Source organism: Pseudomonas sp. AK106 (assembly GCF_053903055.1).
This window is the reverse complement of sequence record NZ_CP096426.1, coordinates 4,992,817-5,018,438: the sequence shown is the minus strand read 5'-3', so window position 1 is coordinate 5,018,438 and position 25,622 is coordinate 4,992,817. Positions and strand designations below refer to the sequence as shown.

The following is a 25,622-nucleotide window of genomic DNA, read 5'->3' as shown; positions in this document are numbered from 1 at the left end:
CCAAGTTTGCGCGAATGAGGACAAGTGTTATGGGTAAGAATGTCGTAGTCCTGGGCACCCAATGGGGTGATGAGGGCAAAGGCAAGATCGTAGATCTGCTGACCGAACATGCAACCGCGGTAGTGCGCTATCAAGGTGGCCACAACGCTGGCCACACACTGGTGATCGACGGCGAAAAAACCGTCCTGCACCTGATTCCGTCCGGCGTCCTGCGCGAAGGCGTGCAGTGCCTGATCGGCAACGGTGTGGTCGTCGCGCCTGATGCGCTCATGCGCGAAATCACCAAGCTGGAAGATAAAGGCATTCCGGTGCGCGAGCGTCTGCGCATCAGCCCGTCCTGCCCGCTGATCCTGTCCTATCACGTGGCCCTTGATCAGGCCCGTGAAAAGGCTCGTGGCGAGCACAAGATCGGCACCACCGGTCGTGGCATCGGCCCGGCTTACGAAGACAAGGTTGCGCGTCGTGGTCTGCGCATCGGTGATCTGTTCCACCGCGAGCGCTTCGCCGCCAAGCTGGGCGAACTCCTGGATTACCATAACTTCGTTCTGGTCAATTACTACAAAGAGCCGGCGATCGACTTCCAGAAGACACTCGACGAGTGCATGGAATACGCCGAGCTGCTCAAGCCGATGATGCTCGACGTGACCGCAACGCTTCACGAAATGCGCCGCGCCGGCAAAGACATCATGTTCGAAGGCGCTCAGGGTTCGCTGCTGGACATCGACCACGGTACCTACCCGTACGTCACCAGTTCGAACACCACTGCCGGCGGCATCGCTACCGGTTCGGGCATGGGGCCAATGTACCTGGATTACATTCTGGGCATCACCAAGGCTTACACCACTCGCGTGGGTTCGGGTCCGTTCCCGACGGAGCTGTTCGACGACGTTGGCGCGTTCCTGGCCAAGCGCGGCCACGAGTTCGGGGCAACCACCGGCCGTGCGCGTCGCTGTGGCTGGTTCGACGCCGTTATCCTGCGTCGCGCCATCGACGTTAACAGCATCTCGGGCATCTGCCTGACCAAGCTGGACGTGCTTGACGGTCTCGAGACCATCAACATCTGCGTGGGTTACAAGAACGAAAACGGCGCAGTGATCGACGCACCGACCGACGCCGACAGCTACATCGGCCTTGAGCCGGTGTACGAAGAAGTGCCGGGCTGGTCCGAGTCGACCCTGGGTGCCAAGACCCTGGAAGAGCTGCCTGCCAATGCTCGCGCTTACATCAAGCGTCTTGAAGAGCTGGTCGGCGCACCGATCGACATTATTTCGACGGGCCCTGACCGCAACGAGACGATCGTTCTGCGTCATCCGTTCGACTGATAAGTCGTTGAAGCGCAAATAAAGGGTCGCCTCGGCGGCCCTTTGTTTTGCCCGCTGGAAACTACTCGCCACTGCGGCACGACCCTTGCTGTGATTCCGCTTATAAAACGATGCCATCATTTTGCTGGCGTGTGTGGCGAGGGATCTCCTGTGTCGGCCGTTAATTCTCTTCTGCGCAGCCGCTTGCTGCGGCCCGTATTCATTGCTCTTGGTATCGCCCTTCTGGTGCAAGTGCTGGTTGCCGTCGCCCTCACTCGGAGCACCGTCACTGCGCTCGAAGCTGAGCTGGCGGCACGGCTGGGTGTAGATTCGCAACACTTGACCGGCGAGCTGGAGCAGGCGAGCCGTGACGTAACGTCCAGTCTGGACAGTCTTTCGCAAAATACTCGTCAGCGCCTGAGTGCCGGCCTCTCGACGCGCCTTAAAGATGAGCAGGCGCAACTGCGTGCGACGCTGGAGAAAGACCTTCGGGATTCGGCGACGGACATGGCCGAGCTGCTGGCAGCTGTCGCGCCACGGGCGATGTGGGATGGCGATACGCCGACGCTGTCGGAGTTCGCGCGCCGGGCGCAACGTAATCCGAACGTGCTTTTTGTGGTCTACGACGATGCCCAGGGCGAGCACTTGACGCGTTACCTGAATCGCGAGAACGAATCGATCAAGGCCCTGTTGGCGAAAGGCGAGGGTGAGCGCGCCATGGACAAGGTCCTGAACGCGGCGCAGAAAGACCCTTCGGTTTACTACGTTGAAGCGTCCATCAGCCCCAATGGCGTCGAGATCGGCAAGGTCCGCATGGGCGTGTCAACCACCTCGGTAGAAGAGAATCTGGCGGCGCTGGACAAGCGCTTCGCTGCGCTGATCGGCAGCGGTGATCAACTGGTCTCGGAGAGCTTGGGCGGCGCTGCGGCCGAGAGCTCTGCCGCATTGCGCTCGCGTCTGCAAACAGCGCAATCGTCGGCCGCTGCGATGGCGACCAATACCAGTTCTGCCGTACAGGAAGCTGCGTCCACGTTGCGCTGGAGGATCGGCGTCGGGCTGTCCCTGGTGGGGCTCGGCGTGCTGGTGGTGTTGGCGACTGTGCTGGGGCGCCGCGTGGTGCTGCGCTTGCAGTTGCTCAACCGTGCGCTGGATGATCTGGCGGCAGGTGAAGGCGATCTGACCAAGCGCGTCAAACTCAACAGCAACGATGAGATAGGCGACATGGCTGCGGCCGTGAACCGCTTTGTCGATAAGTTGCAGCCGATCGTCCGGGAGGCGGGGGATGTGGCGCAGCAGACTGGCGTCGAGATTGGCGCCATGAGCAAACGCAATGCAGGAGCTGGCGCGGCAGCTGAATTGCAGCGCGATGAGGTGGCTGCCAGCCTTCAAGCGTTGGCACAGATGGCTGACGAGGCGCAGGCCGAGAGCCAGGCGATGCAGGCGGCGTTGCGGCAGGTGGTGGATATTCGTCAAGCGACTGATGAGAACACGCGCACCTCCAATCATGTCGGCAGTTTGATCGAGGCGCTGGCCGGGCAGGTGGAGACCGGTGCCCAGGTCATCGAGCGGCTGGCGCAGCAAAGCCAGCAGATTGAAGTGGTGCTGGAAGTGATCCATGGCATCGCCGAGCAAACCAACCTGCTTGCTCTCAATGCTGCCATTGAGGCTGCGCGCGCCGGCGAGACCGGTCGAGGTTTCGCCGTTGTCGCCGATGAAGTGCGCGCGTTGGCGAGCAAGACGCAAAGCTCAACGGGCGATATCCAGGAGCACATCGCCAAGCTGCAATCCGGGGCGCGCGAAGCAGTGGCAACGATTGGTCTCGCCGGTCGTCAGGCCAAGGAAGGGCTCGCAGTGCTGAAAGACAGCGCGCGGCTGCAGCACTCTGTGCAGGTGTCGGTCGAGCAGGTTCATGCGGCGATTGGCCTGGCGACCCGAGCGGCAGAGCATCAGGCTCAGGGCGCGCAAGCGGTGCGTGGGCGGGTAGAGGTTATTCACGCCCAGGCCGAGAAGGCTGCCCAGGCGGTGGTGGAAACGACCGCCAGCGGCAAGACGCTGGACAGGCTTGCCGCGCAGCTGAAGGCTAGTCTGGGGCAATTTCGAGCGTAGTTTCGCTCTGGGGGGGGGGCAATTGCAGCTCCCCAGAAAGCACAAAACCGAGCACTCGGCTCGGTTTTGTTTGTTTGGTGCCCAGAAGAAGACTCGAACTTCCACGACCTTGCGGTCACCAGCACCTGAAGCTGGCGTGTCTACCAATTTCACCATCTGGGCATGGCGCTGATTTAATTAGATTTTTCGCGGGAGTGCAACTGAATTTTTGAATTTATTGGGGAGACGGCAGGATGATTCATTTGCAGCGAGGACAGGGCAGGGGGAAGTGATCTACGCTAGCGGCTGTTTTGCCACCCTTGACTTTTCAAACCGCAAAATGCACAAAACCGAGCCTAAGCTCGGTTTCGTTGAATTGGTGCCCAGAAGAAGACTCGAACTTCCACGACCTTGCGGTCACCAGCACCTGAAGCTGGCGTGTCTACCAATTTCACCATCTGGGCAGTTCGTTGATTTCATTCGATATTTCGTTTGATTTCAACTACAACTTGGCAGTGCCGTCGTTGTGGGGCGCATCTTACGGAGGAGATTGAAGGCTGTAAAGCCCCCGTGCAAAAATAATTTGAAATAGCGAAAAGTCCCAGCAAACGCTGTCTTCGCGTTTCAATCTGGTATATGCCAAACTAATTACATACAGATAAGGTGAATTCATTCTAATGGCCGATTGGCAGTCCCTCGATCCCGAGGCCGCTCGTGAAGCGGAAAAATACGAAAACCCCATCCCTAGCCGTGAGCTGATTCTGGCTCACCTCTCCGAGCGCGGATCGCCCGCAGCCCGCGAGCAGTTGGTGGAAGAATTTGGCCTGACGACTGAAGATCAGATCGAGGCCCTGCGACGTCGGCTCCGTGCCATGGAGCGCGACGCGCAACTGATTTACACCCGGCGCGGCACGTACGCGCCGGTCGACAAGCTGGACCTCATCCTGGGTCGCATCAGCGGTCACCGTGACGGCTTCGGCTTCCTGGTCCCGGATGACGGCTCTGACGACCTGTTCATGAGCCCTGCGCAAATGCGCCTGGTGTTCGATGGTGACCGTGCATTGGCGCGCGTCTCGGGCCTGGACCGTCGCGGTCGCCGCGAAGGCGTCATCGTCGAGGTCATCTCCCGCGCCCATGAAACCGTAGTGGGCCGCTACTTCGAAGAAAGCGGCATCGGTTTCGTCCAGCCGGACAACCCAAAAATCCAGCAAGAAGTTCTGATTACCCCGGGCCGTAACAACGGCGCCAAGGTCGGTCAGTTCGTCGAGGTGAAAATCACCCACTGGCCAACCCCGCGTTTTCAGCCGCAAGGCGACGTGGTTGAGGTTGTGGGTAATTACATGGCGCCAGGCATGGAGATCGATGTCGCGCTGCGTACCTACGACATTCCTCATGTCTGGCCCGAGGCTGTGCTGAAAGAAGCCGCCAAATTGAAGCCGGAAGTGGAGGAGAAGGACAAGGAAAACCGCGTCGATCTGCGTCACCTTCCATTCGTCACCATCGACGGTGAAGACGCCCGCGACTTCGACGATGCCGTTTTCTGCGAAGCCAAGCCCGGCAAGCTGCGCCTGTTCTCCGGCGGCTGGAAGCTTTACGTGGCCATCGCCGACGTATCAAGCTACGTGAAGCTCGGCTCGGCGCTCGACGCGGAGTCTCAAGTGCGTGGCAACTCGGTGTATTTCCCCGAGCGCGTGATCCCGATGCTGCCTGAGCAGCTGTCCAATGGGTTGTGCTCGCTGAATCCGCTGGTTGATCGTCTGGCAATGGTTTGCGAGATGACGATCTCCAAAACCGGCGAAATGACGGACTACGTGTTCTACGAAGCCGTGATCCACTCCCATGCACGCCTGACCTACAACAAGGTCAGCTCGATGCTGGAACACCCGAAAGCCGCCGAAGCCAAGCAGCTGCGTGAGCAGTATGGCGACGTCGTACCGCATCTGAAGCAGCTTTATGCGTTGTACAAAGTGCTTCTGGGCGCCCGGCATGTTCGCGGTGCCATCGATTTTGAAACCCAGGAAACCCGGATTATTTTCGGTTCCGAGCGCAAAATCGCCGAGATTCGTCCGACCACTCGCAACGATGCGCACAAGCTGATTGAAGAGTGCATGCTCGCGGCGAACGTGGCGACTGCAGCGTTTCTCAAGAAGCACGAAATTCCCGCACTGTACCGCGTGCACGACGGCCCGCCGCCTGAGCGCCTGGAAAAGCTGCGTGCCTTCCTTGGCGAGTTGGGTCTTTCCCTGCACAAGGGCAAAGACGGCCCGACGCCGAAGGACTACCAGGCGCTGCTCGAAACCATCAAGGACCGTCCGGATTACCACCTGATCCAGACTGTCATGCTGCGTTCGTTGAGCCAGGCGGTATACAGCTCCGATAACCATGGCCACTTCGGCTTGAATTACGAGGCGTACACTCACTTCACCTCGCCGATTCGTCGCTACCCGGACTTGCTGACTCACCGCGCGATCCGCAGTGTGATCCGCTCCAAGCAGGAAACCCCGCACGTCCGCCGTGCCGGTGCTCCCGCCATTCCGAAGGCCCGTATTTACCCGTACGACGAAGCGATGCTCGAGCAATTGGGCGAGCAGTGCTCGATGAGCGAGCGCCGTGCCGATGAGGCGACACGCGACGTCACGAACTGGCTGAAATGCGAGTTCATGAAAGACCGCGTTGGCGAGTCGTTCCCGGGTGTGATCACGGCTGTTACCGGCTTTGGTCTGTTCGTCGAGCTGACCGATATCTACGTCGAAGGCCTGGTTCACGTCACCGCATTGCCGGGTGACTACTACCACTTCGATCCGGTCCATCATCGCCTGGCCGGCGAGCGCACAGGCCGTAGCTTCCGCCTGGGCGATACCGTTGAAGTGCGCGTGATGCGCGTTGATCTGGACGAGCGCAAGATCGACTTCGAAATGTCCGAAAAGACCACCAGCGCGCCGATCGGCCGCAAGCGTCGAACGTCCGAGCCTGCTGCGGCGGAGAAGGGCAAGGATTCCAAGGAGTCGTCGTCTGCTTCCAAGTCCGGTCGCCGCACCGCGAAAGAGCCTGTCGCCGAAGCCTACCGGCCGGGTGATGCGGCTGCCAAGAATGCGGAAGTACGCAAAAGCCGTGAGATGAAGAAAGCGCTGCTGACTGAAGCCAAGGGTGGTAGCAAGGCATCGTCGGGAAAGTCGACGAGTGACTCTGCCGGCGCTTCCGGTAAAACCAGCAAGCATCGCAAGGGGTCGTCCAAATCGGGCTCGACCTCTGCTTCAGGCAGTGGCAGCGTGCGCAAACCTAAGGCGAAGTCATGAGTCAGCTGGAAAAAATCTACGGTGTTCATGCCGTAGAGGCGTTGTTGCGTCATCACCCGAAGCGGGTCAAGCAGATCTGGCTGGCTGAAGGGCGCAGCGATCCGCGGGTTCAGGTGCTTATCGAGCTCGCCGCGCAGAGCCGCGTGTCGGTGGGGCAGGCCGAGCGCCGCGAGATGGATGCGTGGGTCGAGGGTGTTCACCAGGGCGTAGTGGCGGATGTCAGTCCGAGCCAGGTCTGGGGCGAGGCGATGCTCGACGAGTTGCTCGATCGCACTGAAGGTCCGCCACTGATCCTGGTGCTTGATGGCGTCACTGACCCCCATAACCTCGGCGCCTGCCTGCGGACTGCCGACGCAGCCGGCGCTCTGGCGGTGATCGTGCCCAAGGACAAGTCTGCGACATTGACGCCGACCGTTCGAAAAGTGGCATGCGGTGCGGCGGAGGTGATCCCTCTTGTGGCCGTGACCAACCTGGCACGCACGCTGGAAAAACTTCAGCAACGTGGTCTGTGGGTCGTCGGCACTGCGGGCGAGGCCGAGCAGGAGTTGTATCAGCAGGACCTGACCGGCCCGACCATCCTGATCATGGGTGCCGAAGGCAAAGGCATGCGCCGCCTGACCCGCGAGCATTGCGACTATCTGGTGCGCCTGCCGATGGCTGGCAGCGTGAGCAGTCTAAACGTTTCGGTTGCCACAGGCGTCTGCCTGTTCGAAGCCCTGCGTCAGCGCGCTGCTGCCAAGAAGTAGTCAGCCAAGAGTGGCAAGCCCCAAGCCTCAAGCTGCAAGCCGGTTATGCTTCAGCTTGTAGCTTGTAGCTTGTAGCTTGTAGCTTGTAGCTCAGCGTCATTGTTCAAATATTCACCAATCTCCTTGCGCCCCTCCGACCCCTTCTCTACAATTGCGCCCCTTGCTGTCATGGCAGGCGCTCATGTGCCTGTCCCTGTGCAAGATAAACCAGTGTTATTCACTCCTTGTCTGACCGCTTTGGCGGCAGGCTACAACCCGTAAGGAGCATTCATGCGTCATTACGAAATCATCTTTCTGGTTCACCCGGACCAGAGCGAGCAAGTCGGCGGCATGGTAGAGCGTTACACCAAGCTGATCGAAGAAGACGGCGGCAAGATCCACCGTCTGGAAGATTGGGGCCGTCGTCAACTGGCCTATGCAATCAACAATGTTCACAAGGCTCACTACGTGATGCTGAACGTTGAGTGCACTGGCAAGGCCCTGGCCGAGCTGGAAGACAACTTCCGTTACAACGATGCCGTGATCCGTAACCTTGTCATCCGTCGCGACGAAGCTGTTACTGGCCAGTCCGAAATGCTCAAGGCTGAAGAAAACCGCAGTGAGCGCCGTGAGCGTCGCGACCGTCCTGAGCACTCCGACGCCGATGGCGCCGATGGTGATGACAGCGACAACAGCGATAACGCTGACGAGTAATCCACGGACCTTTTGAGGAGCCCATTACATGGCACGTTTCTTCCGTCGTCGTAAATTCTGCCGCTTCACAGCTGAAAATGTGAAGGAGATCGATTACAAAGATCTCAACACCCTGAAAGCCTACGTATCTGAAACCGGCAAGATCGTTCCTAGCCGCATTACTGGTACCAAAGCTCGTTATCAGCGTCAGCTGGCTACCGCTATCAAGCGCGCCCGCTTCCTGGCCCTGTTGGCCTACACCGACAGCCACGGCCGCTGAGACCAGGTAGTCGACAAACGCAGTAAGGGATAGATCGCATGCGCGCCATGGCTGAATTCATCATGCGCGGCCGCATGCAGGCCACTCTCGTAGTGGTTGGATGTGCGGCATTGCCGCTGTTGTTCTGGTTGAGTGCTGCCGCAGGTTGCCTTGTGCTCCTGCGACGCGGGATGAGTGACGCCCTGGGCGTCCTTGCCTGGGCTCTGCTGCCGGCGTTGGTCTGGTGGTATTTCGGTGAACCTCGCACCCTGATGGTGTTGCTGGGTTCCTGGGGGCTGGCCGCCGTGTTGCGTGCCAGCGAGTCCTGGGTCCGCGTGCTGCTGGTCAGCGTGGCGGTTGGATTGTTGTATGCAGTGGTTCTGGGCGCGGTGTTTCGCGAGCCCATCGAAGCCATGGCGGGGGAGCTGCAAAAGCTCCTGCCCCACGTCTTCGGTGATGTCTACCAGCAGATGTCGGTAGAAGAGCGAGCGCGTCTGGGGGCACTGATTACGCCCGTCCTCAATGGCCTGATTGCAGCGTTGTTGCAGATCGTCAGCGTGGTATGCCTGCTCCTTGGGCGGTACTGGCAGGCGTTGTTGTATAACCCGGGCGGTTTCGGACGCGAATTTCGCAGCCTGAAACTCCCGCGGGCACCGATGCTGGTGCTGCTGGTGTGCATGTTGGTGGGGCCGAACTTCGGTCCTCAACTGGCGATGCTGACACCGTTGTGCAGCGTGCCGCTCATGTTCGCGGGCCTGGCCCTGATTCACGGTCTGGTCGCTGCGAAGCGCCTGACACGGTTCTGGCTGGTGGGGTTGTACGTCACGCTGTTGCTGTTCATGCAGCTGATCTATCCGTTGCTGGTGGTGTTTGCCATTGTCGACAGCCTGATTGATTTTCGCGGCCGTCTGGCGTCGAAAGATGCCGATAACGGTTCTGCGAACGGTGAAGGTTAAAGTTAAGAGGTTTTACCAAATGGAACTCATCCTGCTGGAAAAAGTCGCCAACCTGGGCAACCTGGGCGATAAAGTAAACGTTAAGGCTGGCTACGGTCGTAACTTCCTGCTGCCTTTCGGCAAAGCAACCGCTGCAACCGCTGCCAACGTGGCCGCGTTTGAAGAGCGTCGTGCAGAGCTGGAAAAAGCTGCCGCCGAGAAGAAAGCTTCTGCTGAAACTCGTGCTGCTCAACTGGCTGAGCTGGAAGTGACTATCACTGCCACCGCTGGTGACGAAGGCAAGCTGTTCGGTTCGATCGGTACTCACGACATCGCTGACGCACTGACCGCCTCTGGCGTTGAAGTGGCTAAAGCTGAAGTTCGTCTGCCGAACGGCACCATCCGTAACGTTGGCGAATACGACGTAGCCGTGCACCTGCACAGCGATGTCGAAGCTACCGTTCGCGTTGTTGTTGTAGCTGCTTAAGCAGTATGGTTTCTGCGCTTCGGTGCAGAGGTCTGACCGACTGATGACTCGCTCCTCGGTCGGTTAGCATTGGGCACGTTCCTGTTCGCAGGTCGTGCCCTTTGTCATTTCTGAGTATCCTGATTCAACCCCCTGATTTCCGTGTGGCCATGAACGACATCTCCGCTCCCGAGCAATATGACCTGCAAACCGCTGCCCTGAAGGTGCCGCCGCATTCCATCGAGGCCGAACAGGCCGTGCTCGGTGGTTTGATGCTGGACAACAACGCCTGGGAGCGCGTGCTTGATCAGGTGTCGGATGGCGACTTCTATCGTCATGACCACCGTCTGATATTCCGCGCCATTGCCAAGCTGGCGGATCAGAACCAGCCGATTGACGTCGTGACCCTCGCCGAGCAGCTCGACAAGGAAGGCCAGACGTCGCAAGTCGGTGGCCTCGGTTACCTGTCCGAGCTGGCGAAGAACATCCCGTCGGTTGCGAACATCAAGGCGTATGCCCAGATCGTTCGTCAACGCGCAACGCTGCGCCAGTTGATCGGCATCAGCACCGAGATCGCTGACAGTGCGTTCAACCCGGAGGGGCGTACCGCCGAAGAGATTCTCGACGAGGCCGAACGGCAGATCTTCCAGATCGCCGAAGCGCGGCCCAAGACAGGCGGCCCGGTCAGCGTCAACGACCTGCTGACCCGGGCGATTGACCGCATCGATACGCTGTTCAACATCGGCGACGGCATCACCGGTCTCTCTACCGGTTACGCCGACCTGGATGAAAAGACCAGCGGTCTGCAGCAGTCTGACCTGATCATCGTCGCGGGTCGTCCGTCGATGGGTAAGACCACCTTCGCGATGAACCTGGTGGAAAACGCGGTGCTGCGCAGCGACAAGGTGGTGCTGGTCTACTCGCTGGAGATGCCAGGCGAATCGCTGATCATGCGTATGCTTTCGTCGCTCGGTCGTATCGATCAGACCAAGGTCCGTTCCGGTCAGCTCGATGACGATGACTGGCCGCGCCTGACATCGGCGGTCAACCTGCTCAACGATCGCAAGTTGTTCATCGATGACACGGCAGGCATCAGCCCCTCCGAGATGCGAGCGCGCACGCGGCGGCTGGTACGCGAACATGGCGATATCGGCCTGATCATGATCGACTACCTGCAACTGATGCAGATCCCTGGCTCGAGCGGCGATAACCGGACGAACGAGATTTCCGAGATCTCCCGTTCGTTGAAAGCGCTCGCCAAGGAATTCAATTGCCCGGTGGTCGCGCTGTCCCAGCTCAACCGCTCCCTCGAACAGCGTCCCAACAAGCGCCCGGTGAACTCCGACTTGCGGGAGTCCGGAGCGATCGAGCAGGACGCCGACGTCATCATGTTCGTCTACCGGGATGAGGTGTATCACCCCGAGACCGAACACAAAGGCATCGCTGAAATCATCATCGGCAAGCAGCGGAACGGCCCGATCGGGTTTATCCGGCTGGCGTTCATCGGCAAGTACACCCGCTTCGAGAACCTCGCGCCGGGCAGTTACAACTTTGATGATGATGAATAAGTAGGCCTCTGGATCGCGACTTTGATGCCGGAAGGGTGCCAGAGTCGCGAGTCAAGCCGATCACTTATCCGACTACTGTCGTCGGATTTGATCAAAATTTGTGCTATTCTCCGCGCCCGCGAATTTCCAAGCGAAAATCGCCCCCAGACACGAACACTGGTCATCGATATGCAAGCAGCCAAGCCGTTATTTGACTATCCGAAGTACTGGGCCGAATGTTTCGGACCAGCGCCTTTCCTGCCCATGAGCCGGGAAGAAATGGATCAGCTTGGCTGGGATTCCTGCGACATCATCATTGTCACGGGTGATGCTTACGTGGATCACCCCTCGTTTGGCATGGCAATCATTGGCCGGCTGCTGGAGTCCCAAGGCTTCCGCGTCGGGATCATTGCGCAGCCTGACTGGAAGTCAAAAGACGACTTCATGAAGCTCGGCGAGCCGAACCTGTTCTTCGGCGTCGCGGCCGGCAACATGGACTCGATGATCAACCGTTACACCGCCGACAAAAAGATTCGGTCCGACGATGCTTACACGCCGGGCGGCATGGCGGGCAAGCGTCCGGACCGTGCGAGTCTGGTCTACAGCCAGCGCTGCAAGGAAGCCTACAAGAACGTGCCGATCGTTCTGGGTGGCATCGAAGCATCGCTGCGCCGCATCGCTCACTACGACTACTGGCAGGACAAGGTTCGCAATTCGATCCTGATCGACGCCTGCGCCGACATTCTGCTGTACGGCAACGCCGAGCGGGCCATCGTTGAAGTGGCGACCCGCCTGTCCTATGGCGAGACGATCGAAAGCATCACCGACGTTCGCGGCACGGCATTCATTCGCCGTGATACGCCGGAAGGCTGGTATGAAGTCGATTCCACGCGTATCGACCGTCCAGGCAAGATCGACAAGATCATCAACCCGTACGTGAACACTCAGGACACCCAGGCCTGTGCCATCGAGCAGGAAAAGGGTGACGTTGAGGATCCGACCGAAGCGAAGGTCGTGCAGATTCTGGCGAGCCCGCGCATGACTCGCGACAAGACGGTCATCCGTCTGCCGTCGATGGAAAAAGTGCGCGGCGACGCGGTGCTCTATGCCCACGCCAACCGCGTCCTGCACCTGGAAACCAACCCGGGCAACGCCCGCGCACTGGTCCAGAAGCACGGCGAAGTGGACGTCTGGTTCAATCCTCCGCCCATTCCGATGACCACCGAAGAAATGGACTACGTGTTCGGCATGCCTTACGCGCGCATTCCGCACCCGGTGTATGGCAAGGAGAAGATCCCGGCCTACGACATGATCCGTTTCTCGGTGAACATCATGCGCGGCTGCTTCGGCGGCTGTACGTTCTGCTCGATCACCGAGCACGAAGGCCGGATCATCCAGAACCGTTCCCACGACTCGATCATTCGCGAGATTGAAGAGATCCGGGACAAGGTCCCTGGTTTCACCGGCGTGATTTCCGACCTCGGCGGGCCGACGGCGAACATGTATCGCATCGCCTGCAAGAGCCCGGAAATCGAATCGGCGTGCCGCAAGCCGTCGTGCGTGTTCCCGGGTATCTGCCCGAACCTGAACACCGATCACTCGGCATTGATTCAGCTGTACCGCAGCGCCCGTGAACTGCCCGGCGTGAAGAAGATTCTGATCGCGTCCGGTCTGCGGTACGACCTGGCCGTTGAATCTCCCGAGTACGTCAAGGAACTGGTGACGCACCACGTCGGCGGTTACCTGAAGATTGCGCCTGAGCATACCGAAGAAGGCCCGCTCAACCAGATGATGAAGCCGGGCATTGGCAGCTATGACAAGTTCAAGCGCATGTTCGAGAAGTACTCCAAGGAGGCGGGTAAAGAGCAGTACCTGATTCCTTACTTCATCGCGGCCCACCCGGGCACGACCGACGAAGACATGATGAACCTGGCGCTGTGGCTCAAGGGCAACGGCTTCCGTGCGGATCAGGTGCAGGCGTTCTATCCGTCGCCGATGGCCAGTGCGACGGCCATGTACCACTCCGGCAAGAACCCGTTGCGCAAGGTCACGTACAAGAGCGACTCGGTCACCATCGTCAAGAGCGAGGAGCAGCGCCGTCTGCACAAGGCGTTCCTGCGCTACCACGATCCGAAGGGCTGGCCGATGCTGCGTGAAGCGCTTGAGCGGATGGGCCGTGCCGATCTGATCGGGCCGGGCAAGCACCAGTTGATTCCGCTGCATCAGGTTGAAACCGATAGCTATCAGAGCGCGCGCCGCAAGAACTCGACGCCGGCCGGTAGTCATAAGGTCGCCAAGACCACCAAGATCCTGACGCAGCACACGGGTTTGCCTCAACGTGCGAGCGACGGCAGCAAGCCTTGGGACAAGCGCGAAGAGGCCAAGGCCGCTGCGGCAGCTCGTAACCGGGACGCCGCCAAGGAACGCGCTGATGCCGCCAAGGGTGGCAAAGGCGGCAAAAGCAAGAAGCCTTCGCGTCAGCCGGTCTTTCCACGCTAAGGTCCCGCGCCGCGCGATACCGAACAACAAAACGCCAGCTTTCGAGCTGGCGTTTTGCATTCCAGTGCAAATAACCCCACCCGCCTCATTTCCGTGCGACCCTTGCACCATTCGTTGAGGGTGGCGCGATTTTGGTGCTGTGCCTGGCTGAACAGGCAACCTCCACACCGGGGGCGCCTGGTTTGCCGGGGTGGCATAAGTCTTGCGCAGCTCCGTTACCGTCCAGGCTCGCAGGAGGCACGCCGTGTCGATTCACATTGCCTTGCACCATGTCACGCATTACCGCTACGAACGCGCGGTAGAGCTGGGTCCGCAGATCGTCCGCTTGCGCCCGGCGGCCCACAGCCGCACGCGTGTGCTGTCGTATTCGCTGAACGTCCTCCCCGAAAACCACTTCATCAACTGGCAGCAGGACCCGCAGGGTAATTACCTGGCGCGGTTAGTGTTCCCGGAAAAGACCAGCGAGTTGCGCATCGAAGTGGACCTGGTCGCCGAAATGGCGGTGTTCAATCCGTTCGATTTCTTCCTTGAGCCCTATGCCGAGAAGATCCCCTTCACTTATGCCCGAGAAGAGCACCACGAGCTGCAGCCCTATCTGGAAAAGCTGCCGCTGACTCCAAGATTCCAGGCGTACCTGGACAGCATCGACCGCACGCCGATTCCGGCGATCGACTTTCTGGTGGGGCTCAACCAGCGTCTGGCCAACGACATCGGTTACCTGATCCGTATGGAACCGGGCATTCAGACGCCGGAATACACCCTCGAAAACGCGTCGGGGTCCTGCCGTGATTCGGCCTGGTTGCTGGTGCAGTTGCTGCGTCACCTGGGCCTCGCCGCGCGGTTCGTGTCCGGTTATCTGATTCAGCTCAAGGCCGATGTCAAAGCGCTGGACGGACCGTCTGGCACTGACATTGATTTCACAGACTTGCACGCCTGGTGCGAGGTGTACCTGCCGGGCGCTGGATGGGTGGGCCTCGACGCGACCTCAGGCTTGTTCGCAGGTGAGGGGCACATTCCGCTGGCGTGCAGCCCCGAGCCGTCTTCGGCGGCCCCGATCAGTGGCATGGTCGAGCCTTGCAACACCGAGTTCACCCACGAGATGTCGGTGGAGCGTATCTGGGAAGCGCCGCGCGTCACCCAGCCCTACACCGAAGCGCAGTGGCAGGACATTCAAGCGCTGGGACGCCAGATCGACAGCGATCTGGTTGCCCACGACGTGCGCCTGACCATGGGCGGCGAGCCGACCTTTGTGTCCATCGACGACCGTGACGGCGAGGAATGGAACACCGCTGCGCTGGGGCCGAAGAAGCGCCTGCTCTCCGCCGAGCTGTACCAGCGCATGCGAGACCATTACGCGCCCCAGGGCATCGTTCATTTCGGTCAGGGCAAGTGGTACCCCGGTGAGCAACTCCCGCGCTGGTCGCTGAACTGCTTCTGGCGCAGGGACGGGCAACCGGTGTGGCGCAACAATGCGCTGATCGCTGATGAAACCCGGGACTATGGCGCCGACAGCGAGATGGCGGGCAGTTTCCTGCGCAGCGTTGCCGAGAGGCTGAAGCTGCCGACGCGTTACGTTTTCCCGGCGTACGAAGACAATTTCTATTACCTGTGGCGCGAGGGCGCGCTGCCCAAAAACGTCAGCGCCGAAGCCTCACGTCTTGAGGACCCCCTTGAGCGCGCCCGTCTGCGCAAAGTGTTTTCCCAAGGGTTGGACACGATCATTGGCCACGTTCTGCCGTTGGCGCGAACCGCCGCCGACGATCAATGGCAGAGCGGTCGCTGGTACCTGCGCGACGAGCATTGCCGCCTGGTGCCGGGGGATTCCGCCCTTGGCTATCGCCTGCCGCTGGCCTCGCAGCCATGGGTCAAGGCGGCGGAATATCCCTACATCCACCCGACCGACCACAATCAGGCATTTGCCGAGCTGCCCGACCGCGACGAGGTTCAGTCGCGACTGGACGGCCTGGCAGAGCAGCGCGACCCGAGCATCGACCGCGAACCCGAGATCGACGAGTCGGCCGATTGGCTGACCCGCACCGCACTGAGCGCCGAAACGCGGGGCGGGCGGTTGTACCTGTTCATGCCGCCGCTGCAATCCCTTGAGGCCTATCTGGAATTGGTCGCCGCCATTGAAGCGACGGCCGAGGACATGCGCTGCCCGGTGTTGCTGGAAGGTTACGAGCCGCCGAGCGATCCGCGTCTGGCGAACTTCCGCATCACCCCGGATCCGGGCGTGATCGAGGTGAACGTGCAGCCGTCGTCCACCTGGGATGAGCTGGTCGAACGCACCGAGTTTCTCTACGAGCAGGCGCGTCTGACCCGGCTGACCACCGAGAAATTCATGATCGACGGGCGCCACACCGGCACCGGCGGCGGTAACCATTTTGTCCTCGGTGGCGCGACGCCCGGCGACTCGCCCTTCTTGCGTCGGCCGGATCTGCTGCGCAGCCTGTTGAGCTACTGGCATAACCACCCGTCGCTGTCCTACCTGTTCTCCGGATTGTTCATCGGCCCGACCTCCCAGGCACCGCGGGTCGACGAAGCGCGCAATGACTCGCTGTACGAGCTGGAAATCGCCTTTTCGCAAATGCCCGCGCCGGGCGAGGAATGCGCGCCGTGGCTGGTGGACCGGCTGCTGCGCAACCTGCTGATCGACGTGACCGGCAATACCCATCGCGCGGAATTCTGCATCGACAAGCTGTACTCGCCGGACGGTGCTACCGGGCGGCTGGGACTGCTGGAACTGCGGGCATTCGAGATGCCGCCGCACGCGCGCATGAGCCTGGCGCAACAGCTGTTGCTTCGGGCACTGGTCGCGCGTTTCTGGCGCGAGCCCTATGCACCGGTGAAACTGGCGCGCTGGGGGACCGAGCTGCATGACCGCTTCATGCTGCCGCACTTTATCGACCAGGATTTTGCCGACGTTATCGCCGAGCTCAACGACGCGGGTTATCCCGTGCGCGGCGAGTGGTTCGCGGCGCATCTAGAGTTTCGCTTTCCGAAGGTCGGCGACTACGCCGTCAGCGGCATCGAGCTGGAGCTGCGTCAGGCGCTGGAACCGTGGCACGTGCTGGGCGAGGAGGGTGCAGCCGGTGGCGCGGTTCGCTACGTGGACTCGTCTCTTGAGCGCTTGCAGCTGAAGGTCACGGGTCTGCCGCCGCAGCGTTACATGCTCACCTGCAACGGCGTGCCGGTGCCCCTGCAACCGACCGGGCGCGTCGGCGAGTTCGTCGCCGGCGTGCGTTACCGCGCCTGGCAGCCGACCAATGCCTTGCAGCCGACAATCCCGGTGCATGCGCCGCTGGTCTTCGACATCCTCGACACTTGGATGCAGCGCTCGCTGGGGGGCTGCGAGTACCATGTCGCCCACCCTGGCGGGCGCAATTACGAGACCCTGCCGGTGAACGCCAATGAAGCGGAAAGCCGACGTCTGGCGCGGTTCTTCCGGGTCGGCCACAGTCCCGGCAAACGTGAGGTTCCCGCGTTGACCCTCAACGATGAGCTGCCGATGACCCTGGACCTGCGCCTGCATCGGTAGCCGCGCCGGCGACCTGACGTGGGATCAGGTCGCCGTGCCGCACGTTTGAAACGTGGAAAGCGGCGCCTGCGTGTCATGTTGTCTGCGCTAGTCTAAGCGCTGTTGATTCGAGTCCTTTTGTTGCCTGCCGAGCCTTCCATGCCTGACCTGCTTGATCAATATCCGCTCACTCCGGGTACCTATCACGAGATGCTGGATGCCAGCGGCGCCGTTCGGCCGCACTGGCAGCGTCTGTACGAGCATCTCCAGCGCAGTACACCTGCGCAGCTCATCCAGCGTCAGGCGCTGCTCGCCCGGCAGATTCAGGAAAACGGCGTGACCTATAACGTCTATGCCGACCCCAAGGGTGCCGATCGGCCCTGGGAACTGGACATGCTGCCCCACGTGATTCCAATGGAAGAGTGGCAGCCGCTGGCGGCCGGCATCGCCCAGCGCGCGCGTCTGCTCAATGCCGTGCTGGCTGATCTCTACGGTCCGCAGGAACTGATCGCCGAAGGACTGCTGCCGTCGGAACTGGTGTTCGGCCACAATAATTTTCTCTGGCCATGCCAGGGCGTAACGCCCCCCGAAGGCACCTTCCTGCATGTGTACGCAGTAGACTTGGCGCGCACGCCCGACGGTCGCTGGTGGGTGACCGCCGACCGGACTCAGGCGCCGTCGGGTGCCGGTTATGCGCTGGAAAACCGCCTGATCGTGTCGCGAGCATTTCCCGAGTTGTACCGGGATCTGCAGGTCCAGCACCTCTCCAATTTCTTTCGGTCGCTGCAGGAAACACTCGCGCGCCAGGCACCGACCAGCCACGAAGCACCGCTGGTGGTGTTGCTGACGCCCGGGCGTTTCAACGAGAGCTATTTCGAGCACCTTTATCTGGCCGGTCAGCTGGGCTATCCGCTGGTGGAAGGCAGCGACCTGACCGTACGCGACGCCACGGTGTACCTGAAAACCCTCAGCGGCCTGCGTCGTGTACACGCGATCATGCGCCGTCTGGACGACGACTTCTGCGATCCGCTGGAACTGCGCACGGATTCAGCGCTGGGCGTGCCCGGCCTGCTGCAGGCGGTGCGTCAGGGGCGTGTGCTGGTTGCCAACGCCCTGGGCAGCGGTGTGCTGGAGTCGCCGGGACTGTTGGGGTTTCTGCCAAAGATCAACGAACACCTGTTTGGCGAAGAGCTGTTGCTGCCGTCGATCGCCACGTGGTGGTGCGGCGAGCCGCCGGTGCTGGCGCAGGCGCTGGAGAAGATGCCGGAACTGCTCATCAAACCCGCGTTTCCGTCCCAGAGTTTCGCCCCGGTGTTCGGCCGCGATCTCAGCGAGGAAGAGCGTCAGGCGCTGTCCGCGCGCATGCAGGCCAGGCCCTATGCCTACGTCGCGCAGGAGCTGGCTCAGTTGTCCCACGCGCCGGTTTGGCAGGGCGAGGACAGCCAGCTGCAGCCCCGCGCCATCGGCATGCGCGTATACGCAGTGGCCACCGCCGATGGCTATCGCGTCCTGCCGGGCGGATTGACCCGCGTGGCCGCCGATGCCGACGCCGACGTGGTGTCGATGCAGCGCGGCGGCGCAAGCAAGGACACCTGGATTCTTGGCGAGCGTCCGCTCGGCAGCGAACCGTGGAAACATCGCCATTCCCTGGGTGTGCACGACCTGGTACGTCGCGACCCGTATCTGCCGTCGCGGGTGGTGGAAAATCTGTTCTGGTTCGGCCGCTACTGCGAGCGCTGCGACAACAGCGCGCGCCTGCTGCGAATCATGCTCACGCGCTATGTAGACGGTGATGATCCGGTCGCCCTGCAAGCAGCGGTCGAGCTGGCCGAACGGTTGAACCTCCTGCCGCTTCAAGACGAAGAAGCACCGAGCGAGCTGCATGAGCGTCTGCTCGAAGCGCTGTTGGGTGATGACTGGCCGTTCAGCCTGCGCTCCAACTTGCAGCGCTTGCAGTGGGCGGCGTCCCAAGTACGCGGCAAGTTGTCCCGCGAGAACTGGCAGGCGCTGGTGGAGTTGCAGCGGGAAGCGATGAGCCTGGAGACCGAAACCCCTGATTTCGGCGAGCTGCTGGATTTCCTCAACCGGCTGGTGATGTCACTGGCGGCGTTGTCCGGTTTTGCCTTGGACGACATGACCCGCGACGAGGGCTGGCGCTTCCTGATGATCGGGCGGCGCATCGAGCGCTTGCAGTTTCTGTGCACGACGCTGGCGGCATTCCTGCGCAGCGACGCGGTATTTCATCAGGATGCGCTGGACGGGCTGCTTGAACTGGGTAACAGCGGGATCACTTACCGCTCGCGCTATCTGGCCCTGCCGCAGTTGATCCCGGTGCTCGATTTGCTGGTACTGGACGATCAGAACCCCCACGCGGTGTTGTTTCAGCTCAAGCTGGTGGCCCGTTCGGTGAAACGCATGAACGAGGATTTCGGCGTGCCCCAGGACAACAGTCTCGCGGTGCTGATTCAGCGGCTGTCGATGTTCGATCTGGGTTGCCTGGAAGAAGGGCTCTTCGGCGAGAGCAGTGTCAAAGCGGCGCTGGATGGGCTGGCGGATTTGCTGCAGACCATAGGCGACACCAGCGGCCATGTTTCTGACCGGCTTGCGCTGCGTCATTTCGCCCACGTCGACGATGTCAGTCAGCGCACGGTGTCGGTCTGATGAACAGTGTTCAGTATCAGATCCTCCACGACACGCACTACAAATACGACAGCCCGGTTTCCCTAGCCCAGCAACTTGCGCATCTGTGGCCGCGGCGCAGTCCCTGGCAGCGTTGTCTGGAGCAGCACCTGGTCATCAGCCCGACGCCGACCACGCGCCGCGATGAACTGGACGTGTTCGGCAATCCGCTGACGCGTCTGGCGTTCGAACGTCCCCACGATGAGCTGCAGGTCAACGCGCGCCTGCGCATTGAAGTGCTGGAACGCCCGCTGCTGGATTTCAATGCTTCCGCTTCGTGGGATGAGGCCCAGCACCGGCTGACCTACAGCGCGTCGAGAATGGCGCCGGATATCCTTGATGCCTGCCGCTATCGCTTCGAATCGCCCTACGTGCACCTGAAGCAGACGTTTGTCGAGTTCTCCGCCAGTTGCTTTCCCGCGGGGCGGCCGGTACTGCTGTGCGCGCAGGCGCTGATGGAGAAGATATTCGAAGAATTCACGTTTGACGGCGAGGCGACTCAGGTTGCGACGCCGTTGGTGGAGGTCCTGGAAACCCGCCGTGGCGTCTGTCAGGACTTCGCTCATTTGATGCTGGCGTGCGTCCGGTCGCGCGGGCTGGCGGCGCGTTATGTCAGCGGCTATCTGCTGACCCAGCCGCCGCCCGGTCAGCCACGGCTGATCGGTGCCGATGCGTCCCACGCGTGGGTGTCAGTGTTCTGTCCGGTGCTGGGGTGGGTGGATTTCGATCCGACCAACAACGTTCAGCCTGCGCTTGAGCACATCAGTCTGGCGCGGGGGAGGGATTTTTCGGACGTGTCGCCGTTGCGAGGGGTGATTCTGGGGGGCGGGAGCCATGACCCGGACGTGCGCGTCACGGTGATGCCGATTGCGGGGTAGGTGGGCGTTGCTGTCGACGGGGCTGTGAGCGTACTGGCGATCAGGGGGGGTCAGCCAATGGATGGATCATGGCGAAAATCCCATCGCGAGCAAGCTCACTCCTAGAGGTTTCGCGTTCATCCATCCCATTGCGCTGAATCAGACGATCACTCAGCGGGCTTTTCTTCGGCGGAGCCTTTTACGTCAGCGGAGCCTTCAGCATCGGTAGAGTGTTCGGCTTCGGAAGAGCCTTCGGCGTTTTCGCCGTCTACAACCGCAGCTTCTCCGGCCTCTGCTTCAGCCTTCTCAGCCTGCTTGCGCTGTGCTTTTTCCTCTTTCTTTTGCTCTTTTGCCAGATCACGTTGGCGTTTGGCGAAGGAATAGTTGGGTTTGGCCATGGGCAGTCCTCGAGGCAGACGATAAGTCAGCACATTCTGCCTGAGAATGGTGCAAAGCCGGCGTGGTATTTTTCTTCACCCAGTCATATATCCCGGTCGGTCGCCCGCCGTTACAGGTCGTAGCCTGCGGAAAACGCGCGTTGGTAGACGCCGTAATCCTGGCTGGCGCGGTCGTAACTACCCGATGCGCCACAGGCGTAAGCGGCGAGCAAGCTGCGGAAAATGCTGGAGAGTTGCATGGGATCGTCCTGAAGATAGGTGACAGCGCGATCTTATCCAGCCATCGTAGCGCTGACTGTTTGATTGTCTTGATGGCACTGATAGAGGCCGCCCAGAGGTGACCGGTCATAACGGTTGATAAATTGTTCTAATTCAGGTCAGTCTTTGTATGCAAAATCCAAGGCTGCCCACCAGGAGACGCACCATGATTCGCAAGCTTGTCGCTGCATCCATTCTGACTTTGGCCAGTGGGCACCTTCTGGCGGCGGAATGCTCGGTCGAAGTCGATTCCACCGACCAGATGACGTTCACCACCAAGGCCATCGAAATCGACAAGAGCTGCAAGCAGTTCACCGTCAACCTGAAACACTCCGGCAGCCTGCCGAAGGCCGTCATGGGCCACAATCTGGTCATCAGCAAATACGATGACATGTCGCAGATCGCCACAGACGGCATGAGCGTCGGCATCGACAAGGATTATCTGAAGGACGGTGACGCGCGCGTTATTGCCCACACCAAAGTGATCGGCGGAGGCGAGAAGGATTCGGTCACGTTCGACGTCTCCAAGCTGGACCCGGCCGAGAAATACGGCTTTTTCTGCTCGTTCCCCGGCCATATCGGCATGATGAAAGGCACCGTCAGCCTGAAGTGACCGGCTAGGGCTGCTTCGAGTCGGTCTGCTTCGAGTCGGTCATTTTGAAGATGCCCTGCGCGTTGCTGCTGTCGAAGTTGAGATCGATCTTGCCGTTGTCAGGGTCGATCTTGCGCTGAATGAACTCCACGAATGAGCCCGGCACCTTGTGCGCCACGACGACGCCCTCGGCATTCATCAGCCCTCGGCTCACCATGCAGGCCTTGTACGCGGTCTGCATAACCCTTCCCGAACCTGACACCTCGATGCTGTCCTTCATCGGCCGTTCGCGCCGATTCTGTTCGGCCACCGTCGCTTCCAGATCCACCACCCGGTCGGTCAGATGATTGAAGCTGTTGCCCTCGGTGGCGATCCACGCCATTTCCGCGCTTTCGCTCAGCAGTTGGCGATAGTCATCCTCCCGAACGACGCCGTGCTGGCGGCCAAACGCGCGATACAGGGCCGGCAGCAGGCGCGTGGCTTCGGCCAGGCTGCAATGCCGGGTGGTGCGCAGGCGATTCAGCACGCTCAAGTCTTCAGAACTCAACGGGTCGCGGCTCGAACCGACGACGCGGCTGACCGCCTCTTGAAACGACTGACTGAGTCGGCCGGGGTGCAGTTCGGAGACGAAGAACTGCGCGATGTCTTCTGACAAGTCCATTTGCCGGTAGCCCCAACCGGTCATGTTCAGTTTGGTCAGCGGATAGGTGCGCACATCGGTGAAACCCAGCGGCTCGAGCAGGCGCGAGAAGGCCTGACGACCGCGCGGCAATTCGCCGTTGTCCGCCCAGTCGACGGTGCGGATGGCGCCGTGGTCGAACACCACTTTACGGCCGCCGTCGAATTGCTCGTCCACATAGCGAAGCCCGTCGGGCACGGCCTCTACCAGCTTGTGGAACAGGCACAGGTTCAACGCTTCGGCGAGCCAGACCCGATGGACCGCCTCCTTGGACCAGGAAAACCCGCCCAGCGCCTGCGGCACCTCGACGCGGTGTTCCAGCCATGCCGCAGCAGGCTGGCCGACGGTGGACGCAACGAGGGTGAAGAGGCCTTGGAAAGCAGTCATGGGTAGCGGCTCTGGGCGGGGAAGTCAGAGCGCTATGTAAGCCGTGATGGCGAGCGCCATCAAGCGAAAAGAAATAACGGGTTCATTCCGTTTTTGAATGCAGCGGTACTGCTGCCCGATGAATTTTCAATCAAACGCCATCGGGCGTCTTTGTGGCTGAGCCTTATGGCGCGTAAGGCAGATCCCGCTTGTGCTGGGTCTTGCGGTAGGTGCTGACAATGATCTCGGCGGTTTCCTGCTTCACTGGCTCGCCGTGCAGGAAGGCGTCGATCTCTGCGTAGCTGATGCCGTGGGCCGCTTCGTCCGGTTTGCCGGGGACCAGTTCTTCGAGGTCCGCGGTGGGGACTTTCTCGACGAGGTTCTGTGGCGCGCCGAAGCTGCGGGCGATCGCACGGACCTGGTTCTTCACCAGACCGCTCAACGGCGCCAGGTCGCAGGCCCCGTCGCCGAACTTGGTGTAGAAGCCCATGACCGCTTCAGCCGCATGGTCGGTGCCGATGACCAGGCCGCCTTTCACACCAGCAATGGCGTACTGCGCGACCATCCGCGCCCGGGCCTTGATGTTGCCTTTGACGAAATCCACGGTATTGGCCGGCTGGCCCTCGAAGGCTTTGATCTGATCAACCAGCGCTTTCACCGAGGGCGCGATGTCCACGGTGTGGCGCTCGTCCGGGTTGATGAAATCCACCGATGCCGTGGCTTCGTGTTCGTCGTGCTGGATGTGATACGGCAGGCGCACGGCGACGAAGGTGTAGGCATTGTCGCCGGTGCTTTCACGCAGCTCGCGAATGGCGCGCTGGGCCATCAAACCTGCCGTCAGCGAATCCACGCCGCCGCTGATGCCCAGCACCAGCACTTTCAGACGGGCGTTATGCAGGCAGTCCTTGATGAATTGCACGCGGCGGCTGACTTCTGCCTGCAGCGCCTGGTCATTGGCAAAAGGCGGCTGGACGTTGAGCTGCCGGGCGATCTCGCGCTGTACGTCTTGCATGATTGACTCCTCGAGCAAAAAAGGAATGGCATAAAAAGGGGCGGCGGTCGGTGCTCGACTCAGGCTGGCACCTTGAACACGTGGCGCAGATAGGACACGAACTCCGGGTCCTTGCACTGGGTTTTGCCGGGCTCGTCGGAAATCTTGGCGACGGGCTGGCCGGCGCAGGCAGTCATTTTCAGCACGATGCTCATCGGCTGGATCCCCGGGATGTCGGCAGTCAGGTTGGTGCCGATCCCGAAGCTGACGTTGATGCGACCCCGCAGCGCGCGGAATATTTCCAGCGCCTTGGGCAGATTCAACCCGTCGGAGAACACCAGGGTCTTGCTCATCGGCTCGATGCCCAGCTTTTGATAATGCCGGATGCATTTTTCGGCCCACTGCACGGGGTCGCCCGAATCGTGGCGCAGGCCGTCGAAGAGCTTGGCGAAGAACAGGTCGAAATCACCGAGGAAGGCATCGGTGGTGATGCAGTCTGTCAGCGCAATACCCAGCAGGCCGCGGTATTCGCGGACCCAGCAATCGAGGGCGGCAATCTGGCTGTCGATCAGCCGCGGGCCGAGTTGCTGATGGGCCATGATCCACTCGTGGGCCATGGTGCCGAGGGGTTTGAGGTCGAATTTGCGCGCCAGATGCACGTTGCTGGTGCCGACGAACTGGCCGGGGAAATCCTTTTTCAGCACCGAAACGACGTCTTCCTGCACCGCGTAGGAGAAGCGCCGGCGGGTGCCGAAGTCAGCCACCTTCAATTCCGCCAGTTCATCAGCGGTGGCGGTTGCGTTGAGCCAGTCGATTTTTCGGTACAGCTGATCGCGGGCCTGGCTGAGCAGGGTTTCCGGGTTGCGATGGCGATTGCGGACTTCGCTGACGATAGCCAGGACGGGCACTTCGAAAAGGATCACGTGCAGCCAGGGGCCTGAGAGGCGGATGCACAGTTCGTCGTTTTCGATGGTGGTCTGGACGTAGCGCAGGTTGAAGCGGAATAGCCCGAGGAAACGCAGGAAGTCGGGCTTCATGAAGTTGATGCGTTCGAGGAAACCGGTCTCCTCGACACTCAGCGACAGGTCGCAGAGCTGCTCGATCTGATGGCGGATCTCGGCCAGATACGGCCGGAGGTCTTCACCGTTGCGGCAGCGAAACTCCCACTCTACTTCGACGTTGGGGTAGTTGTGCAGCACGGCCTGCATCATGCTCAGCTTATAGAGGTCGGTATCGAGCAGGTTCTGCACGATGCGGTCCGCGAAAGCGCTCTCACTCATTGTGTCGCTCCAGCCAGCAGCGGCCGCCAAGGTGCGGCCCGGGATTCAATTGGATGTCGCATACAACCTTGCGGTAGCGCTGTGGCGGTACGTCCGGTTTGTTATTGACGATGGCCGACATAATGCCAGTCGTCGTGGAAGAGGGGCAGAAATGTTTCAGCGACTGACTGCCTGCTCCTAGCAGGACTGGCTGGAACTC

Annotated in this window: 19 protein-coding genes and 2 tRNA genes; 14 read left to right on the top strand and 7 right to left on the bottom strand. The window is 60.8% G+C overall.

What is annotated here, in order from left to right; all coding sequences use genetic code 11:
• Window positions 1–29: 29 nt before the first annotated feature.
• Window positions 30–1,322, top strand: a complete 1,293-nt coding sequence (locus M1E04_RS22080) for an adenylosuccinate synthase (RefSeq protein ID WP_065987799.1) — start codon at window positions 30–32, stop codon at window positions 1,320–1,322.
• Window positions 1,323–1,472: 150 nt separating this feature from the next.
• Entirely contained in the window at window positions 1,473–3,407 is a 1,935-nt protein-coding gene (locus M1E04_RS22075; RefSeq protein ID WP_456292046.1) for a methyl-accepting chemotaxis protein, read from the top strand.
• A gap of 75 nt (window positions 3,408–3,482) precedes the next feature.
• Here the strand turns inward: M1E04_RS22075 and M1E04_RS22070 are convergent.
• Window positions 3,483–3,569 (bottom strand) — tRNA-Leu (locus M1E04_RS22070).
• A 194-nt stretch (window positions 3,570–3,763) separates the two neighbouring features.
• Window positions 3,764–3,850 (bottom strand) — tRNA-Leu (locus M1E04_RS22065).
• Between the two features lie 213 nt (window positions 3,851–4,063).
• On the opposite strand from M1E04_RS22065, the gene rnr reads away from it, so the two are divergent.
• The 11 genes from rnr (at window position 4,064) to M1E04_RS22010 (ending at window position 20,880) form a co-directional block, all read left to right on the top strand.
• A complete protein-coding gene (rnr, locus tag M1E04_RS22060; RefSeq protein WP_369319100.1) occupies window positions 4,064–6,682 on the top strand; it encodes a ribonuclease R in 2,619 nt (872 codons plus the stop codon).
• Window positions 6,679–7,428: a 23S rRNA (guanosine(2251)-2'-O)-methyltransferase RlmB gene (gene rlmB / locus M1E04_RS22055; protein WP_296309641.1), complete on the top strand. Its 750-nt coding sequence runs from the start codon at window positions 6,679–6,681 to the stop codon at window positions 7,426–7,428. Before rnr ends, rlmB begins: the two co-directional genes overlap by 4 nt.
• 270 nt (window positions 7,429–7,698) lie before the next feature.
• The gene (rpsF, locus tag M1E04_RS22050) at window positions 7,699–8,121 is read left to right on the top strand and encodes a 30S ribosomal protein S6 (protein ID WP_065987796.1); all 423 of its coding nucleotides are present in this window, start codon (window positions 7,699–7,701) and stop codon (window positions 8,119–8,121) included.
• Between the two features lie 28 nt (window positions 8,122–8,149).
• Window positions 8,150–8,380 carry a 30S ribosomal protein S18 gene (gene rpsR / locus M1E04_RS22045; protein WP_037015707.1) on the top strand — a complete coding sequence of 77 codons (231 nt, stop codon included), beginning with the start codon at window positions 8,150–8,152 and terminating at the stop codon, window positions 8,378–8,380.
• Between the two features lie 38 nt (window positions 8,381–8,418).
• Window positions 8,419–9,315 (top strand): YybS family protein, encoded by an 897-nt coding sequence (locus tag M1E04_RS22040; protein ID WP_065987795.1) that lies wholly within the window; start codon window positions 8,419–8,421, stop codon window positions 9,313–9,315.
• A 19-nt stretch (window positions 9,316–9,334) separates the two neighbouring features.
• Window positions 9,335–9,781, top strand: a complete 447-nt coding sequence (gene rplI, locus M1E04_RS22035; protein WP_065987794.1) for a 50S ribosomal protein L9 — start codon at window positions 9,335–9,337, stop codon at window positions 9,779–9,781.
• 149 nt (window positions 9,782–9,930) lie between these two features.
• Window positions 9,931–11,328 carry a replicative DNA helicase gene (gene dnaB / locus M1E04_RS22030; RefSeq protein WP_065987793.1) on the top strand — a complete coding sequence of 466 codons (1,398 nt, stop codon included), beginning with the start codon at window positions 9,931–9,933 and terminating at the stop codon, window positions 11,326–11,328.
• A 168-nt stretch (window positions 11,329–11,496) separates the two neighbouring features.
• The gene (locus tag M1E04_RS22025) at window positions 11,497–13,806 is read left to right on the top strand and encodes a YgiQ family radical SAM protein (RefSeq protein WP_456292045.1); all 2,310 of its coding nucleotides are present in this window, start codon (window positions 11,497–11,499) and stop codon (window positions 13,804–13,806) included.
• Window positions 13,807–14,050: 244 nt separating this feature from the next.
• Window positions 14,051–17,344 (top strand): transglutaminase family protein, encoded by a 3,294-nt coding sequence (locus M1E04_RS22020; RefSeq protein ID WP_456292044.1) that lies wholly within the window; start codon window positions 14,051–14,053, stop codon window positions 17,342–17,344.
• 138 nt (window positions 17,345–17,482) lie between these two features.
• Complete coding sequence (locus M1E04_RS22015) at window positions 17,483–19,984, top strand: circularly permuted type 2 ATP-grasp protein (RefSeq protein WP_455914474.1); 2,502 nt, start codon at window positions 17,483–17,485, stop codon at window positions 19,982–19,984.
• A complete protein-coding gene (locus tag M1E04_RS22010) occupies window positions 19,984–20,880 on the top strand; it encodes a transglutaminase family protein (protein ID WP_456292043.1) in 897 nt (298 codons plus the stop codon). The genes M1E04_RS22015 and M1E04_RS22010 overlap by 1 nt, the downstream gene beginning before the upstream one ends.
• A 146-nt stretch (window positions 20,881–21,026) precedes the next feature.
• Here the strand turns inward: M1E04_RS22010 and M1E04_RS22005 are convergent, their stop codons facing one another.
• Together M1E04_RS22005 and M1E04_RS22000 are read right to left on the bottom strand one after the other, a co-directional pair.
• Window positions 21,027–21,257, bottom strand: coding sequence for a hypothetical protein (locus M1E04_RS22005; protein ID WP_410929700.1), 231 nt, complete (start codon window positions 21,255–21,257; stop codon window positions 21,027–21,029).
• 110 nt (window positions 21,258–21,367) lie between these two features.
• Complete coding sequence (locus M1E04_RS22000) at window positions 21,368–21,496, bottom strand: hypothetical protein (RefSeq protein WP_274605159.1); 129 nt, start codon at window positions 21,494–21,496, stop codon at window positions 21,368–21,370.
• Window positions 21,497–21,681: 185 nt separating this feature from the next.
• Between M1E04_RS22000 and azu the strand changes: the two genes are divergently transcribed.
• Window positions 21,682–22,128 carry an azurin gene (gene azu / locus M1E04_RS21995; RefSeq protein WP_296313335.1) on the top strand — a complete coding sequence of 149 codons (447 nt, stop codon included), beginning with the start codon at window positions 21,682–21,684 and terminating at the stop codon, window positions 22,126–22,128.
• 4 nt (window positions 22,129–22,132) lie between these two features.
• Here the strand turns inward: azu and M1E04_RS21990 are convergent, their stop codons facing one another.
• From M1E04_RS21990 to pncB, 3 genes are all read right to left on the bottom strand, one after another.
• On the bottom strand, window positions 22,133–23,173 hold the full coding sequence (locus M1E04_RS21990) for a 2-oxoadipate dioxygenase/decarboxylase family protein (RefSeq protein WP_456292042.1): 1,041 nt from the start codon (window positions 23,171–23,173) through the stop codon (window positions 22,133–22,135).
• A 163-nt stretch (window positions 23,174–23,336) separates the two neighbouring features.
• Complete coding sequence (nadE, locus tag M1E04_RS21985) at window positions 23,337–24,164, bottom strand: ammonia-dependent NAD(+) synthetase (RefSeq protein WP_192135316.1); 828 nt, start codon at window positions 24,162–24,164, stop codon at window positions 23,337–23,339.
• A gap of 59 nt (window positions 24,165–24,223) precedes the next feature.
• A complete protein-coding gene (gene pncB, locus M1E04_RS21980; RefSeq protein WP_065987784.1) occupies window positions 24,224–25,423 on the bottom strand; it encodes a nicotinate phosphoribosyltransferase in 1,200 nt (399 codons plus the stop codon).
• Window positions 25,424–25,622: the final 199 nt, after the last annotated feature.

Excerpts from the sequence above, each read along its gene's own strand:
- M1E04_RS22015 (WP_455914474.1), top strand. The coding sequence starts at position 17,483 with ATGCCTGACCTGCTTGATCAATATCCGCTCACTCCGGGTACCTATCAC.
- rnr (WP_369319100.1), top strand. The coding sequence starts at position 4,064 with ATGGCCGATTGGCAGTCCCTCGATCCCGAGGCCGCTCGTGAAGCGGAA.
- dnaB (WP_065987793.1), top strand. The coding sequence starts at position 9,931 with ATGAACGACATCTCCGCTCCCGAGCAATATGACCTGCAAACCGCTGCC.
- rpsF (WP_065987796.1), top strand. The coding sequence starts at position 7,699 with ATGCGTCATTACGAAATCATCTTTCTGGTTCACCCGGACCAGAGCGAG.
- rpsR (WP_037015707.1), top strand. The coding sequence starts at position 8,150 with ATGGCACGTTTCTTCCGTCGTCGTAAATTCTGCCGCTTCACAGCTGAA.
- M1E04_RS21990 (WP_456292042.1), bottom strand. The coding sequence starts at position 23,173 with ATGACTGCTTTCCAAGGCCTCTTCACCCTCGTTGCGTCCACCGTCGGC.
- M1E04_RS22010 (WP_456292043.1), top strand. The coding sequence starts at position 19,984 with ATGAACAGTGTTCAGTATCAGATCCTCCACGACACGCACTACAAATAC.
- rlmB (WP_296309641.1), top strand. The coding sequence starts at position 6,679 with ATGAGTCAGCTGGAAAAAATCTACGGTGTTCATGCCGTAGAGGCGTTG.
- pncB (WP_065987784.1), bottom strand. The coding sequence starts at position 25,423 with ATGAGTGAGAGCGCTTTCGCGGACCGCATCGTGCAGAACCTGCTCGAT.
- nadE (WP_192135316.1), bottom strand. The coding sequence starts at position 24,164 with ATGCAAGACGTACAGCGCGAGATCGCCCGGCAGCTCAACGTCCAGCCG.
- M1E04_RS22040 (WP_065987795.1), top strand. The coding sequence starts at position 8,419 with ATGCGCGCCATGGCTGAATTCATCATGCGCGGCCGCATGCAGGCCACT.
- rplI (WP_065987794.1), top strand. The coding sequence starts at position 9,335 with ATGGAACTCATCCTGCTGGAAAAAGTCGCCAACCTGGGCAACCTGGGC.
- M1E04_RS22005 (WP_410929700.1), bottom strand. The coding sequence starts at position 21,257 with ATGGCCAAACCCAACTATTCCTTCGCCAAACGCCAACGTGATCTGGCA.
- M1E04_RS22025 (WP_456292045.1), top strand. The coding sequence starts at position 11,497 with ATGCAAGCAGCCAAGCCGTTATTTGACTATCCGAAGTACTGGGCCGAA.
- azu (WP_296313335.1), top strand. The coding sequence starts at position 21,682 with ATGATTCGCAAGCTTGTCGCTGCATCCATTCTGACTTTGGCCAGTGGG.
- M1E04_RS22080 (WP_065987799.1), top strand. The coding sequence starts at position 30 with ATGGGTAAGAATGTCGTAGTCCTGGGCACCCAATGGGGTGATGAGGGC.
- M1E04_RS22000 (WP_274605159.1), bottom strand. The coding sequence starts at position 21,496 with ATGCAACTCTCCAGCATTTTCCGCAGCTTGCTCGCCGCTTACGCCTGT.